Annotated in this window: 13 protein-coding genes; 9 read left to right on the top strand and 4 right to left on the bottom strand. The window is 68.0% G+C overall.

The window, feature by feature from the left end; translation table 11 throughout:
• Positions 1-113: 113 nt before the first annotated feature.
• The 6 genes from G4G00_RS13400 (at position 114) to G4G00_RS13375 (ending at position 7675) form a co-directional block, all read left to right on the top strand.
• Positions 114-2540: a TonB-dependent receptor gene (locus G4G00_RS13400; protein ID WP_164274267.1), complete on the top strand. Its 2427-nt coding sequence runs from the start codon at positions 114-116 to the stop codon at positions 2538-2540.
• 401 nt (positions 2541-2941) lie between these two features.
• Entirely contained in the window at positions 2942-3580 is a 639-nt protein-coding gene (locus G4G00_RS13395) for a PepSY-associated TM helix domain-containing protein (RefSeq protein WP_108748831.1), read from the top strand.
• Positions 3581-3609: 29 nt separating this feature from the next.
• Complete coding sequence (locus G4G00_RS13390; RefSeq protein ID WP_164274264.1) at positions 3610-4128, top strand: DUF2271 domain-containing protein; 519 nt, start codon at positions 3610-3612, stop codon at positions 4126-4128.
• Positions 4129-4244: 116 nt separating this feature from the next.
• The gene (locus G4G00_RS13385; protein ID WP_108752395.1) at positions 4245-5048 is read left to right on the top strand and encodes a DUF4198 domain-containing protein; all 804 of its coding nucleotides are present in this window, start codon (positions 4245-4247) and stop codon (positions 5046-5048) included.
• A 54-nt stretch (positions 5049-5102) separates the two neighbouring features.
• Positions 5103-6074, top strand: coding sequence for an FAD:protein FMN transferase (locus tag G4G00_RS13380; RefSeq protein ID WP_164274262.1), 972 nt, complete (start codon positions 5103-5105; stop codon positions 6072-6074).
• Positions 6071-7675: a flavodoxin domain-containing protein gene (locus G4G00_RS13375; protein WP_164274259.1), complete on the top strand. Its 1605-nt coding sequence runs from the start codon at positions 6071-6073 to the stop codon at positions 7673-7675. The genes G4G00_RS13380 and G4G00_RS13375 overlap by 4 nt, the downstream gene beginning before the upstream one ends.
• A 58-nt stretch (positions 7676-7733) precedes the next feature.
• On the opposite strand, the gene G4G00_RS13370 is transcribed toward G4G00_RS13375, so the two are convergent.
• From G4G00_RS13370 to G4G00_RS13355, 4 genes are all read right to left on the bottom strand, one after another.
• Positions 7734-8339: a HutD family protein gene (locus tag G4G00_RS13370; RefSeq protein ID WP_164274256.1), complete on the bottom strand. Its 606-nt coding sequence runs from the start codon at positions 8337-8339 to the stop codon at positions 7734-7736.
• A gap of 22 nt (positions 8340-8361) precedes the next feature.
• Entirely contained in the window at positions 8362-9075 is a 714-nt protein-coding gene (locus tag G4G00_RS13365; RefSeq protein WP_164274253.1) for a murein L,D-transpeptidase catalytic domain family protein, read from the bottom strand.
• Between the two features lie 17 nt (positions 9076-9092).
• Positions 9093-10163: a L,D-transpeptidase gene (locus G4G00_RS13360; RefSeq protein ID WP_164274250.1), complete on the bottom strand. Its 1071-nt coding sequence runs from the start codon at positions 10161-10163 to the stop codon at positions 9093-9095.
• Between the two features lie 335 nt (positions 10164-10498).
• Positions 10499-10894: a helix-hairpin-helix domain-containing protein gene (locus tag G4G00_RS13355; RefSeq protein ID WP_240336160.1), complete on the bottom strand. Its 396-nt coding sequence runs from the start codon at positions 10892-10894 to the stop codon at positions 10499-10501.
• A gap of 129 nt (positions 10895-11023) precedes the next feature.
• Between G4G00_RS13355 and G4G00_RS13350 the strand changes: the two genes are divergently transcribed.
• The 3 genes from G4G00_RS13350 to G4G00_RS13340 all read left to right on the top strand — a co-directional run bounded on the left by G4G00_RS13350 (position 11024) and on the right by G4G00_RS13340 (position 13940).
• Positions 11024-12517 (top strand): M20 family metallopeptidase, encoded by a 1494-nt coding sequence (locus tag G4G00_RS13350; protein WP_108748823.1) that lies wholly within the window; start codon positions 11024-11026, stop codon positions 12515-12517.
• Between the two features lie 70 nt (positions 12518-12587).
• Complete coding sequence (locus G4G00_RS13345) at positions 12588-12857, top strand: GlsB/YeaQ/YmgE family stress response membrane protein (RefSeq protein WP_108748822.1); 270 nt, start codon at positions 12588-12590, stop codon at positions 12855-12857.
• A gap of 57 nt (positions 12858-12914) precedes the next feature.
• Entirely contained in the window at positions 12915-13940 is a 1026-nt protein-coding gene (locus G4G00_RS13340) for a phosphotransferase (RefSeq protein WP_164274245.1), read from the top strand.
• Positions 13941-13944: the final 4 nt, after the last annotated feature.

Here is a 13944-nt window from a genome sequence, read left to right as displayed (position 1 = left end):
CAGCCAGCGCGCCGCTGCGTGTTCGTTCCCTGCCGCCCCTGACCGGGCATTCCTGCCGCCACCGCGCCTGCCGCGCGGTTCCGCGCGCGCTCGCATCCTTCGAGGTTCCTGCCATGGCCCAGCGCCATCGTGTTCGTTCGTCCCTGTCCCGCCACCTGCTGACCAGCGCCGTGCTGGCAGCCTTCGCCGCCCCTGCCTACGCCAACGGTGCCGCCGCCGGCGCACCGCAGACCCTGGATACCGTGGTGGTCACCGCCTCGGGCTTCGAACAGAAGATCACCGACGCCCCGGCCAGCATTTCCGTCATCACCCAGGAAGAGCTGACCACCCGCCCCTACATGACCCTGCTGGACGCGGTGCGCGACCTGGAAGGCGTGGACGTGGGCGAAACCCGTGACAAGACCGGCCAGGGCACCATTTCCATGCGTGGCATGGGCTCGGATTACACGCTGATCCTGGTCAACGGCCGCCGCCAGAACAACCACGGCGACATCTATCCGAACAACTTCGGCGGCAACCAGTTCAACCACATCCCGCCGCTGGATGCGATCGAGCGCATCGAAGTGATCCGCGGCCCGGCCTCCACCCTGTACGGCGCCGATGCCATGGGCGGCGTCATCAACATCATCACCAAGCGTTCGCTGGACCGCTGGAGCGGTTCGGCCACGCTGGGCGGCACGTTCGAAACCGACGACCAGTTCGGCGACGACCGCACCGCCGATGTCTACGTGACCGGCCCGCTGGTGCCCAACGTGCTGAACCTGTCGGCGCGTGCCAGCTGGTACGACCGCGATGCCTCCAACCCGGTGTACAGCCCGGTGCTCGACCCCAGCGGCGTGGCCCATGACCGCTCGCTGGGCTTCGGTGGCGGTGGCAAGACCGTGGACAACACCAACAAGGCCGGCGGCATCAGCCTGGACTGGAACATCAGCGATGCCCAGCGCCTGACCCTGGACTACGACACCTCGCGCCAGGAGTACGACAACGCGATCAAGATCAACGATGCCGGCGAAGAGGAATATCCGGTCGGCACCGTGGACAGCATCAGCAGCATCTGGCGCAGCAGCAACTTCTGCCGCGGTGCCAGCGGCGCCAACGCCAACGCCTGCCGCAACAACGGCGGCACCTGGTCGCGCCGCGCCGATCCGCGCGTGGGCTACAGCCCCAGCCAGGAATTCACCCGCGATGCCTGGGCGATCACCCACGAAGGCCGCTGGGGCTTTGGCAACAGCCTGGTTTCGCTTTCGCACGTGGCCACCAACAACGACGGGCGCACCATGCCCTTCACCGTGGCCGAGCGCGTGCAGCTGCTGCAGATGATCGATGCCACCGGCCCGTATGCCGGGCTGCCGCTGGCCGAGCGCCGCGCGCTGGCCGAATCGACCTTCCTGCCGCGCCCGGCGCGCACCCTGGAAAGCGAGCAGTACACCCTGGATGCGAAGCTGGACATTCCGTTCCAGGCCGCCGGCCAGCACGTGGCCGTGGTCGGCGCGCAGGTGATCCGCGGTGAACTGACCGACGGCGTGTTCGGTACCGAACGCGGTACGCCGGGCCTGAGCCAGGACCACAACATGTACTCGCTGTTCGCCGAGGACACCTGGACCGTGCTGGCACCGTTGGCGATCACCTACGGCCTGCGCTACGACGACCATGAAGTGTTCGGCGACCAGCTCAGCCCGCGCCTGTACGGCGTGTACACCGTCAACGAAGCCTGGACGGTGAAGGGTGGCATCAGCACCGGCTTCAAGACGCCCAAGACCACCCAGCTGTACGACGGCGTGATCGGTTTCGGTGGCCAGGGCACCTCGCCCATGTTCGGCAACCCCGACCTGAAGCCGGAAACCAGCACCAGCACCGAACTGGCCGTCTACTGGCAGCACCCGGCCGGGCACAGCTTCAACGCCACCGCCTTCCACAACCGCTTCGACGACAAGATCGCCTCGCAGCCCTGCGGCGCCGCGCTGACCCTGTCGTGCAGTTCCACCGGTGAATATGCCGATCTGGGCTATGCCAGCAGCACCCGCACGGTGAACATCGACGAGGTGGTGATCCAGGGTGCCGAAGTGGCCGGACGCTGGAACATCAGCGATCAGTTCAGCCTGCGCGCCAACTACACCTTCACCGACAGCGAGCAGAAGAGCGGCGCCGAAAAGGGGCGGCCGCTGGGCAACAGCGCGCGGCACATGGCCAACGCCACCTTCGACTGGCGCGCCAGCGACCGCTTCAACGTGTTCCTGACTGCCGAAGCACGCTCCAAGCGCTATGGCGGCATCAGCACGGTGACCGGCCAGGAACGCTACTACAAGGATTACACCGTGCTGCACCTGGGCGCCTCGTTCGAGGCCACCGAGTGGCTGACGGTGAACGCCCGCATCAACAACCTGCTGGACCGCGACTTCACCACCTACCAGACCTTCTTCACCGATCTGGACGGCGATGGCATCTACACCGATGACACCAACGAAGTGCTGTTCGAGGACGACTACAACAACAAGGACAAGGCCCGCAGCGTCTGGGTCAGCCTGAACTTCCGCTTCTGAGTGGCGGCACCGGCCTGATGTGGTGGGTGCCCACCGCCCTGCTCTGGTGGGTGCCAACCTTGGTCGGCACCGCCCTGCTGTGGTGGGTGCCAACCTTGGTTGGCACCGCCCTGCTCTGGTGGGTGCCCACCTTGGTCGGCACCGCCCTGCTGTGGTGGGTGCCAACCTTGGTTGGCACCGCCCTGCTGTGGTGGGTGCCAACCTTGGTCGGCACCGCCCTGCTCTGGTGGGTGCCAACCTTGGTCGGCACCGCCCTGCTCTGGTGGGTGCCAACCTTGGTCGGCACCGCTCCATCCCCGCATGGCGTGGAGCTACCCGCGCGGGATACACAACGACACCTAATTGCGAGCCATTCTCATTAATGCTGTAATGGGTGGTCTTCACCTGCCCCGAAAAACACCGTGAGCCGTCCTGCCTCGTCCACCGTGCAGCAGCAACAGAGCCGTGGCTTCTGGCTGCGTACCCTGCACCAGTGGCACTGGATCAGCTCGGCGGTGTGCCTGATCGGCATGCTGCTGTTCGCGGCCACCGGCCTGACCCTGAACCATGCGGCGAAGATCGAAGCCAAGCCGCAGGTGCAGAACCAGCAGCTGGAACTGCCGCAGGCACTGCTGGCCCAGCTGGGCACACGCGAAGACGGCAACGCGCCGATCCCGCGCCCGGCGCGGCAGTGGCTGGACCAGCAGCTGGGCATCGCCATCGGCGGCCGCCCGGCCGAATGGTCGCCCGAAGAAATCTATCTGTCGCTGCCGCGCCCCGGCGGCGATGCCTGGTTGAGCATCGACCGCGAAACCGGCGCCGTGGAATACGAATCCACCTCGCGCGGCGTGGTGTCCTACCTCAACGACCTGCACAAGGGCCGCAACGCTGGCCCCGCCTGGGGCTGGTTCCTGGACCTGTTCGCGGTGGCCTGCCTGGTGTTCTGCATCACCGGCCTGTTCCTGCTGCACCTGCATGCGCGGCAGCGGCGCATGACCTGGCCGCTGGTCGGCCTGGGCCTGATGATTCCGCTGCTGATCGCCCTGCTGCTGATCCACTGACTTCCAACCGTTCCCTTCGGAGCCGCCCCATGCGCGTCACCCTCACCATCGCCCTCAGCGGCCTGCTGGCCACCAGCCCCGCCTACGCCACCACGTTGGACATCAACGTTGAAGTGCCCAAGCTCAACGTAGCCGAGTACCACCGCCCGTATGTGGCGGTGTGGCTGGAAGGTGCCGACCAGAAGGTCGCCGCCAACCTGTCGGTCTGGTACCAACAGACCAGCAACAGCGAAGGCCACGGCACCAAGTGGCTGCCCGACCTGCGCCAGTGGTGGCGCAAGAGTGGCCGCACCCTGCAGGTGCCGGTGGACGGCGTGACCGGTCCCACCCGCCCGGCCGGCAAGCACGCGCTGTCGTTCACCGACAAGCAGCCGGCGCTGAAGCGGCTGGCCCCCGGCAACTACACCCTCGTGGTGGAAGCGGTGCGCGAGGTGGGCGGCCGCGAACTGCTGAAGATCCCCTTCACCTGGCCGGCCACCGCCGCACAGAACGGCAAGGCGCAGGGCGCCACCGAACTGGGCCTGGTCACCCTGGCTGTGAAGCCCTGATTCCCCTTTCCGGGGTCAGAGCCCTTCCTGCGGAAGGGATCCGACCCCGGGGTCGGATCCCTTTCCAGCGGAAAGGGCTCTGACCCCACCCACCCAACGTCCCTGGAGTCTTCCGCATGAAGCGCACGCTCGTCCTAGCCGCCGCCCTGGCCGCTGCTCTTCCGTTCTCCGCCCTGGCCCACAAGGCCTGGCTGCTGCCCTCGCAGACCGTGATCGCCGGCAACGCGCCGTGGATCACCGTCGATGGCGCCGTGTCCAACGACCTGTTCTATTTCAACCACGTGCCGCTGCGCCTGGAATCGCTGGTGATCACCGCGCCGGACGGCAGCACCGTGCAGCCGCAGAACGCGGCCACCGGCAAGTACCGCAGCGTGTTCGACATCGAACTGAAGCAGCAGGGCACCTACCGCATCGCCTCGGTGAACGATGGCCTGTTCGCCACCTACGAACTGAACGGCGAACGCAAGCGCTGGCGCGGCACCGCCGCCACCTTCGGCGAACTGCCCAAGGATGCGAAGAAGCTGGAAGTAAGCCAGTCGGTGGGCCGGGTGGAAACCTTCGTCACCAACGGCGCGCCGAACGACACCGCACTGAAGCCGACCAACCGCGGCATCGAACTGGTGGCCGTCGGCCACCCCAACGATCTGTTCGCCGGTGAGCAATCGACCTTCCGCGTGCTGGTCGATGGCAAGCCGGCTGCCGGCCTGGACTTCGAGATCGTGCGCGGCGCCACCCGCTACCGCAATGCGCAGGACGAACTGAAGGTGACCAGCGACGCCAAGGGCGAGATCAAGGTGACCTGGTCGGAAGCCGGCATGTACTGGCTGGAAACCGGCACCGAGGACAACAAGACCTCGGTGAAGCAGGCCGCCAAGCGCCGCCTGAGCTACGTCGCTACGCTGGAAGTCCTGCCGCAGTAACCACACCGCGGCGGTGCCGGGACGCTTCCGGTGCCGCCGCCTGCACCGCCTGACATGACCGATACCTCGCTCGACATCGCCCGCCTGGGTGGCACCACCATGGGCACCACCTGGAGCGTTTCGCTGGTGGCGCCGCGCCAGCGTGACCTGCACCCGCTGCATGCGGGCATCCAGGCCCGCCTGGACGACGTGGTCGCGCAGATGAGCACGTGGGAACCCGGTTCCGACCTGAGCCGCTACAACCGCGCGCCGGCGGACCAGTACTGCGTGCTGCCGGCTGAAACCCGCCACGTGCTGGCCTGTGCGCAGGCCATCGCCACCGCCAGCGACGGCGCCTTCGATCCCACGGTGGGCCCGCTGGTGGCGCTGTGGGGCTTCGGCGCGCATGCCGGTCCACGCAACCTGCCCAGCACCGATGTGCTGCAGGCCACGCGCGCGCGCTGCGGCTGGCAGCGCCTGCAGTGGCAGGGCGACGCGCTGCTGCAACCGGGCGGGCTGGAACTGGACCTGTCGGCAATTGCCAAAGGCTTCGGCGTGGATCATGTCGCAGCGTGGCTGCGCAGCCAGCAGATCGATGCGGCGCTGATCGAAGTGGGCGGCGAGCTGGCCGGCTATGGCCACAAGCCCGACGGCCAGCCATGGCGCGTACTGGTGGAATCGGCGCCGGAAGAAGATGCCGCCAGCGAGCTTCCGCCGCGCGTGCTGGCGCTGCACGGCAAGGCGGTGGCCACCTCGGGCGACCGCTGGCACCAGTACAGCACTGATGGCCAGGCCTACAGCCACAGCCTGGACCCGCGCACCGGCATGCCGGTACGCCAGGTCGCCGCGGCCGTGACCGTGGTGGCCGACGATGCCATGCACGCCGACGCCTGGGCCACCGCGCTCACCGTGCTGGGCCAGACCGCCGGCATGGCACTGGCCGAGCGCGAGGGGCTGGCCGTGCGCTACCTGCAGCGCAGTACCGGTGGCCCGCAGGAACATCTGAGCAGCGCCTTCCAGCGCCTGCTGGACGAGCAGGCCGCATGAGCCGCCGTCCCTCGCGCGCACTGCTGGGAAATCTGCTGGTGCTGGCGCTGCTGGCCGTGGCCGCCATCGCCCTGCTGCGCCTGCACCAGGGGGAAACCTGGTGGCAGGGCGCACCGACGCAGCGCCATTGGCATGCCGCACTGATCGCCCTGGTGCTGTACGCGCTGGCCTGCACGGCAGTGTGGTGGCGTGGCCGCCGCCGCGACGACCGCAGCGCCGATGGTGCCGCACCCGTGCTGCTGGTCTGGTCCAGCCAGACCGGCTTCGCCCGCGAGCTGGCCGAACGCAGCGCCGAGGCCCTGCGCGCGGGCGGGCTTCCGGTACGCCTGCGCGGCCTGCATGAAGTGGATGCCACCCTGCTGGCCGACAGCACCCGTGTGCTGTTCATTGCCAGCACCACCGGCGAAGGCGATGCGCCCGACCATGCCCTGCCCTTCCTGCGGGGCGCGATGAGCGCATCACCTGCATTGGGCCACCTGCACTACGGCGTGCTGGCGCTGGGCGACCGCAGCTATGGGCACTTCTGCGCCTTCGGCCACCAGCTCGATACGTGGTTGCGCCAGCACGGCGCCCATCCGATGTTCGATGTGGTCGAGGTCGACAATGCCGACCCGGCCGCACTGCGCCACTGGCAGCAGTTGCTGGGGCAGATCGGCGGTGGTGCCAGCGAACTGCCCGACTGGAGCCCAGCCGAATATCAGCCTTGGACGCTGCTGCAGCGCGCGCATCTCAATCCGGGCAGCCTGGGCGGGCCGGTGTACTGGCTGCGCCTGCAGCCGCCGGCGGGCAGCGATGCGCCGTGGCAGGCCGGCGACATCGCCGAAGTCGGGCCACAGCACGCCGCGCACAGCACGCGCGACTGGCTGCAGTCGAACGGCTTCGATCCGGCGCTGGAGCTGGACGACGGACAGACCCTGCTCGACCGGGTTGCGCGTTCGCACCTGCCCAACCTGGTTGCACGCGGCGACCTTGCCGGCCTGCTGGCGGCACTGCAGCCGCTGCCGCATCGTGAGTATTCCATCGCATCGGTTATGGCCGATGGCGCGCTGGAACTGCTGCTGCGCCGCCAGCTGCGTGCCGACGGTACAGCGGGCATCGGCAGTGGCTGGCTGTGCGACCACGCCGCCATCGGCGAACCGGTGCAACTGCGCCTGCGCCGCAACGACAACTTCCATGGCGTGGCCGCCAACGTGCCCCTGCTGCTGATCGGCAACGGCACCGGCATCGCCGGCCTGCGCGCGCACCTGCACGAACGCGCCCGTACCGGCGCGCAGCGCACCTGGCTGCTGTTCGGCGAACGCTCGGCGGCCCACGATTTCCACTTCGGCCACGAACTGCAGGCGATGCAGGCCAACGGCACGCTGCAGCGGCTGGATGCGGTGTTCAGCCGTGATGGCGGCGCGCACCGCTACGTACAGGACCGGCTGCTGGCCGAAGCGGCAACGCTGCGGCAGTGGGTCGATGAAGGCGCCACGATCCTGGTCTGCGGCAGCCTGCAAGGCATGGCCCCGGCAGTAGATGCAGTGATCGAGCAGGTGCTGGGTGCCGAGGGCAAGGAAGCACTGCTGCTGGCCGGCCGCTACCGCCGCGACGTGTACTGAGGGGTCGGATCCCTTTCCGCAGGAAAGGGCTCTGACCCCATCCACACATGGCCCGGCGTTACCCTACGCTCGTTACCCGTATCGCCAACAACTCACCACCGCCCTGCAACGCGTGGCGCTGGCGCTCACCGGCGGCCAACCATGCGGTATCCCCGGCCTGCAGCGGCGGCAGCCTGCTGTCGGCGCCGAAGTCGGCATGCCCGGCCAGCAGGTACAGCGCCCAGGCCACGCCCGGTTCGCAGAAGAAGAACATCGATCCCACAAGCGGCCGGTGCAGCAGCTCGGCCTGCAGCACATCGCGCTGCCACATCAGGTTGAAATCGTGGGTGGGGCCATCCACCAGCTCCCCCTGCAGCGTCTGCTCGCCCGCAAAGCGCACGCGCCCGTGCGGCGGCAGCACCTCGGCCACATGGCCATCTTCGAAGCGCAGGCGCACGCCGTTGCCATGCAGCAGCACCAGCTCGCGCTCCACCCCGGGAAACGCCGAAAACGCAGCATCCTGCTCGATCTCGGCCACCGACAGGCGCAGCGCCCAATCATCGCCGTGTGCCGGCAGGCGCAGGATCTCGCGGGTCCAGCCCAGACCATTGCGCCAGCGTTCGCGGCGGTAGTCCAGGCTGGAAATCACCTGGCTCGGGGTGTGCAGCAGGGAATCGGTGTCCATGCCCGCATTGTAGGTGCGTGCGTCAGTTCGCGCCGCCACAGCCACCGTCCAGCAGCTTGGAATGCTTCAGCCAGTCCGGATCGGGGTAGTAGGCAAAGACCAGGGCGCCACCGCGCAGCGAATCGATCAGCGGCCGCGACACCGACAGCCGCACCGCCGGGCAGCCCAGGCTGCGGCCCAGCCGCCCCTGCAGCCGCGCCACCGTCGGGTTCACGTAGGGCGCACCATGGATCACGATCGCGCGATCGCGCGCCAGGTCGTTGTAGCCCGGCTCCAGCCCATCCAGGCGCAGCGAATAGCCGTTGCCGCCCATGTAGGTTTCCTTCGCGGTGAAGGCCCCGATGCTGGACATGAAGCTGCCATCGCGGTTGGAAAAATGCTCGGTGCGGTTGCCACCGCTGTTGCGCCCGTGCGCCACCCACTCCTCGAACAGCAGGCGCTGGCGTGCCAGGTCGAACACCCACAGCCGCTGCTCGGTGGACGGCCGCGAGTAATCGATCACCGCCAGCCGTTGGCCGCTGACGCCCAGCTCGGGGCGCTGCAGGGAACAACGCAACGCCGTTGCCGCCAGCTTCAGTACCTGGCGGTCGGCATTGGGCGCGGTGCGTGCCAGCAGCGCGGTCAGGTCTTCGGTGCTGGCGGTGGCCGCCGCCGGCGGTGCGGCGGCAGAGGCCGCACCGGCCAGGATCGCCAGCAGGCCGCCAGCGGCCCGCCAGCACGTGCGTGAAACGTTCATGGGTGACGGCAATCTGCTCAGGACTTCTTCGACGTGGGCGCGGCCGGTTCCGATTCCAACACCGGCTGCATGCCCGATTCAGCCGCGCTTGGGCGTACCGCCGGCAGCGAGGTCACCAGCAGGGTCGTGCCGGGCACCAGCACCTGGTACAGCTGGTGGGCGAAATCGGCCGGCAGCGCCATCGGCAGCGAGGGCGTGGCCAGCAGGTCCGGCGTGGCCTGCGCGCTGTCCTGGCCCAGCAGCGGATACGCCGTCCACTGGTGCAACCGCTGCTGTGCATCCAGCGGGCTGGGCGTATCGCTGTAGCCCTGCCCCATCACGAACAGCGTGGTGCCCTGGAACGCCGGCAAGGCGTCGGCGCGCAGCGGCGATTCGCCGATCATCACCCCATCGCGCAGCACATACAGGCGCTGGTCCTGCAGGCTGACCAGGATGCCGACCTGGCCGGCAGGCGCGGCGGCATCGTTCCACCACGCCGCGGCAGCGCTGCCTGCTTCGCCGTCCGGCAGCGCCTGGCCCTTGGCATTCACCGGCGCCAGCACGGCCGGGTAGGCCAACGTCATCGGCGCGCTCTTGGCATCGGCCACCACCACCGTGTCGCCGCGCTGGGTGGCACTGAACAGTTTCTGCGCGAAGGCCTGCGGCAGGCGCACGCAGCCGTGCGAGGCCGGGTGACCGGGCAGGCTGCCGCCGTGCAGGGCAATGCCGTCCCAGGTCAGCCGCTGCATGTAGGGCATGGGCGCGCTGTTGTAGAGGTTGGAGCGGTGGTCCTTGTCCTTCTGCAGGATGGTGAACACACCGGTGGGCGTTTCGTGCCCGGTCTTGCCCGAGCTGATCGTGCTCAGCCCGATCGCGATGCCGTTGCGGTACACATAGGCGCGCTGCTCATCCAGGCTGACCACCAGCACGATCGGGCCGGACGGCGAGATTTCCGGGTGCCACAGATATTCGCCGGGCTTCAGATCGGTCGGCCCGCGCACCTCGGCGCTGGCCGTAGCCGTTGCAGCGGCAGGCGTGGCCGCGCTGACCGCACTGGTGGCGCAGGCCAGGGCAAGCGCCAACGGCAACGCAAGACGATGAAGGGACATCCGATGGCTCCATTCCATGGGGAGCCCCCACGCTACACCATCGCCACGTCGTGGCCGTGCGCAGAAAAAGAAATTGCCCGGCGACACCACCATGTGTCGTACCGGGCAATCGTCACGTCCCTGTCAGCCTGCTGCCATTCCCCGCGTCCTGCGGTATGGGAATGGTGCGTCCTGCACGCGGCCGCGTCTGTCCTGTTTGTATCTCAGCCCCTTCCACAGGTCTGTGATGCCACCATCCTGGTGATTGGTGTCGCCTCCGTGCGACGGTCGGTGGTCACGGCCTTCCTGTCCGCGACCAGTGAACCAGCCTCCTGCCGGTTCCGACGATCCTGTTGTCATCGCCTCGGTACGGTTCGCACCGGTACCGATCCGGGTACCGGATCCGCGGGCAACAGCCTGTTGCCGACGGTGATCCGCTGTCGATTCCGTTCAACGATTCCTGTCCCTATCCCCTTCACCTGCGCCAGATCCTCTACGCGGTGAAACGGGCCGTGTGTGCGCCGGTGCTCGACGATTGCCGCAGCCTTCCTGGCCCCGACCATCGCCAGTCCCTGCTGCAGCGCCTGGGCATCGGCCCGGTTGATGTCGATGGGCTCGGCGGCTTGCGCCCCCAGCATCCACATTCCCAGCACCAGCGCCCTTAACACGACACTCCAAGGCACGACGTGTATCTCCTTGTGGTTCTGGCCGTCCCGACCGGCAATCCCGTCGGCCGAAACAGTGTCCGTCACCACATGTGCACAGCCTATCGGTTTCACAGATTTCTAAAAGCCAGCCAACTACCCGACGTCGTGTAGGAAAAACCCTACCCCCACCACAGGCGTAGAATGCGCGGATCAGCCATGCAACCGGAGTTTCAGATGGACAGCGCCAAGCTCGGCCAATTCGTCAATGAAAAGTGGGACAGCGAAATCGTGCCGCAGTTGGTCGACTACATCCGCATTCCCAACAAGTCGCCGATGTTCGACGCCAATTGGGTGCAGAACGGCTACATGGAGCAGGCGGTCACCCTGATGGAAAACTGGGCCAAGGCCCAGCAGCTGCCCGGCCTGAAGGTCGAAGTGGTCCGCCTGGAAGGCCGTACCCCGCTGATTTTCCTGGAAATTCCGGCCACCGGCGCGGAAACCGGCGACGACACCATCCTGCTCTACGGTCATCTGGACAAGCAGCCGGAAATGACCGGCTGGGACGACGACCTGGGCCCGTGGACCCCGGTGCTGCGCGGCGACAAACTGTACGGCCGCGGTGGCGCCGATGACGGCTACGCCATTTTCGGCTCGCTGGCCGCCGTGCTGGCCCTGCAGGCCCAGGGCCTGCCGCACGCGCGTTGCGTGGTGCTGATCGAAGCCTGCGAAGAATCGGGCAGCTACGATCTGCCGGCCTACGTCGACCATCTGGCCGACCGCATCGGCAAGCCGTCGCTGGTGGTCTGCCTGGATTCGGGCTGCGCCAACTACGACCAGCTGTGGTGCACCACCTCGCTGCGCGGCCTGACCGGCGGCAACTTCACCGTGAAGGTGCTCAACGAAGGCGTGCATTCCGGCGATGCCTCCGGCGTGATCCCGTCCAGCTTCCGCCTGCTGCGCCAGATCCTGTCGCGCATCGAGGACCAGGACACCGGTCGCATCCTGATCGACGGCATGAACGTGGAGATCCCGGCCGAGCGCCAGGAACAGGCCAAGCGCGCCGCCGAAGTGGTCGATACCGAGATCTTCGAGAAATTCCCGATGGTCGACGGCCTGCGCCCGATGAACGACGACCTGGCCGAGCTGGTGCTCAACCGCACCTGGCGCCCGGCCCTGTCGGTCACCGGCATCGGCGGCATGCCGCCGCTGGAATCGGCGGGCAACGTGCTGCGTCCGCAGACCTCGGTGAAGCTGTCGCTGCGCCTGCCGCCCACCGCCGATGGCAAGACCTGCGGCGAACTGCTGAAGGAAGCGCTGCTGCGCGACCCGCCGAACGGCGCCCAGGTCACCCTGGACCTGGAAAAGGCCTCCACCGGTTGGAACGCCCCGGCCATGGCGCCGTGGCTGACCCAGGCCATCGACGATGCCAGCCAGGCCTTCTTCGGCAAGCCGGCCATGTACATGGGCGAAGGCGGCTCGATCCCGTTCATGGGCATGCTGGGCGAGAAGTTCCCGGGCGCCCAGTTCATGATCACCGGCGTGCTCGGCCCGCACTCCAACGCCCACGGCCCGAACGAGTTCCTGCACATTCCGATGGGCAAGAAGGTCACCGCCTGCGTGTCCAAGGTCATCAGCGAACACTACGCTGCCAGCCTGCGCGGCGAGACCAGCGGTTCGCCGGTGGCCGCCGACAGTGGCACCCGCCACGGCGACCACGGCTGCTGCTGATCGCGGCACACCGTGACGGACGCAGCCCGGCCTTGCTAGGCTGCGTCCACCCCCAGCGGAAACCACGCGCATGAATGGTCTTTTCGGCAGCAGCAGCTGGTTGTACATCCTGCTGGTCGGCTTCTTCGTCGGCCTGCTCGGGCGCTTCTTCATGCCCGGCAACAACCGTATGGGCTGCCTGCTGACCATCGTGCTGGGCATTGTCGGTGCGCTGGTGGCCGGGTGGTTCGGCCAGTACATGGGCTGGTACCGCCCCGGCGAACCGGCCGGCTTCCTCGGTGCCGTGGTCGGCGCGGTGGCCGTGCTGGCCCTGATGCGCCTGTTCAGCCCACGCCGCTGACATCCCCCTCTCCTCTTTCCTGAGCGTGGCGCGCCTGGCGCGCCCGGAACCGCCTGCATGACCGAACCTGCTTCCGATCCCCAGCGCAGCGCGCAGCGCCTGCAGTGGGCCCGCACCCAGCTGGACGACGCCCACGCGGTGGTCGAACGCGCTTCGGTCGATGCCGGCCTGCGCAGCTACTGGCGCACCACCAGCACGCGCGGCAGCCACATCGTGATGGATGCCCCGCCCGGCCTGGAAGATCCGCAGCCCTGGCTGCGCATGCGCGGGCTGCTGCACGACCACGGCCTGCGCGTGCCCGGCCTGTTGGCCCAGGACCTGGAGGCCGGCTTCCTGCTGCTGGAAGACCTGGGCGGGCCGACCCTGGCCAAGGTGCTGGACGAACGCAATGCCGATGCCTGGTTCGAGCGCTCGATCGACCAGCTGCTGCGCCTGCAGGCCATTGCCGTACCCGAGGATTTCGGCCACTTCGGTGAGGCCCTGCTGCAACGCGATGCCGGCCTGTTCGAAGAATGGTTCCTGCAGCGCCACCTGGGCATCACCCTGGACTGTGGCGAAGCCGAAGCACTGCAGCTGGTGCAGCGCCGCCTGATGGACAACGCGCTGGGCCAGGCACAGCTGATGACCCACCGCGACTACATGCCGCGCAACCTGATGCCGGTGGACGACGGCCCGGCCATTCTCGACTTCCAGGATCTGGTACGGGGCCCGATCGCCTACGACGCGGTCAGTCTGTTCAAGGATGCCTTCCTGAGCTGGCCGCTGCCGCGCGTGGACGGCTGGCTGGCGCTGTACCACCAGCGCGCGCAGGCGGCCGGCCTGCCGGTGCCCGACCGCGCCACCTTCCTGCGCGACGCCGACTGGATGGGCGTGCAGCGCCACCTGAAGTGCCTGGGCATCTTCAGCCGCCTGCGCTACCGCGACAACAAGGGCCACTACCTGGACGACGTGCCGCGCTTCATCGGCTATCTGGACGAAGTGCTGCCGCGCTACCGCGAGCTGGCGCCGCTGCAGCAGCTGCTGGATGCCCGGATCAAGCCGGCACTGGCCGAACACGCCGCGCCGCTGCGCGTGGCCCGCTGAAGGC

Origin of the sequence: Stenotrophomonas sp. B1-1 (genome assembly GCF_010894375.1) — a bacterium.
Taxonomy (GTDB): Bacteria; Pseudomonadota; Gammaproteobacteria; order Xanthomonadales; family Xanthomonadaceae; genus Stenotrophomonas.
The sequence above is the reverse complement of the archived record's forward strand: the minus strand, read 5'-3'. Positions and strand labels throughout refer to the sequence as shown.

What these genes read in the sequence shown, in the direction of transcription:
- G4G00_RS13400 (WP_164274267.1), top strand. Translation starts at nt 114, where the DNA reads ATGGCCCAGCGCCATCGTGTTCGTTCGTCCCTGTCCCGCCACCTGCTG.
- G4G00_RS13390 (WP_164274264.1), top strand. Translation starts at nt 3,610, where the DNA reads ATGCGCGTCACCCTCACCATCGCCCTCAGCGGCCTGCTGGCCACCAGC.
- G4G00_RS13385 (WP_108752395.1), top strand. Translation starts at nt 4,245, where the DNA reads ATGAAGCGCACGCTCGTCCTAGCCGCCGCCCTGGCCGCTGCTCTTCCG.
- G4G00_RS13380 (WP_164274262.1), top strand. Translation starts at nt 5,103, where the DNA reads ATGACCGATACCTCGCTCGACATCGCCCGCCTGGGTGGCACCACCATG.
- G4G00_RS13375 (WP_164274259.1), top strand. Translation starts at nt 6,071, where the DNA reads ATGAGCCGCCGTCCCTCGCGCGCACTGCTGGGAAATCTGCTGGTGCTG.
- G4G00_RS13370 (WP_164274256.1), bottom strand. Translation starts at nt 8,339, where the DNA reads ATGGACACCGATTCCCTGCTGCACACCCCGAGCCAGGTGATTTCCAGC.
- G4G00_RS13365 (WP_164274253.1), bottom strand. Translation starts at nt 9,075, where the DNA reads ATGAACGTTTCACGCACGTGCTGGCGGGCCGCTGGCGGCCTGCTGGCG.
- G4G00_RS13360 (WP_164274250.1), bottom strand. Translation starts at nt 10,163, where the DNA reads ATGTCCCTTCATCGTCTTGCGTTGCCGTTGGCGCTTGCCCTGGCCTGC.
- G4G00_RS13350 (WP_108748823.1), top strand. Translation starts at nt 11,024, where the DNA reads ATGGACAGCGCCAAGCTCGGCCAATTCGTCAATGAAAAGTGGGACAGC.
- G4G00_RS13345 (WP_108748822.1), top strand. Translation starts at nt 12,588, where the DNA reads ATGAATGGTCTTTTCGGCAGCAGCAGCTGGTTGTACATCCTGCTGGTC.
- G4G00_RS13340 (WP_164274245.1), top strand. Translation starts at nt 12,915, where the DNA reads ATGACCGAACCTGCTTCCGATCCCCAGCGCAGCGCGCAGCGCCTGCAG.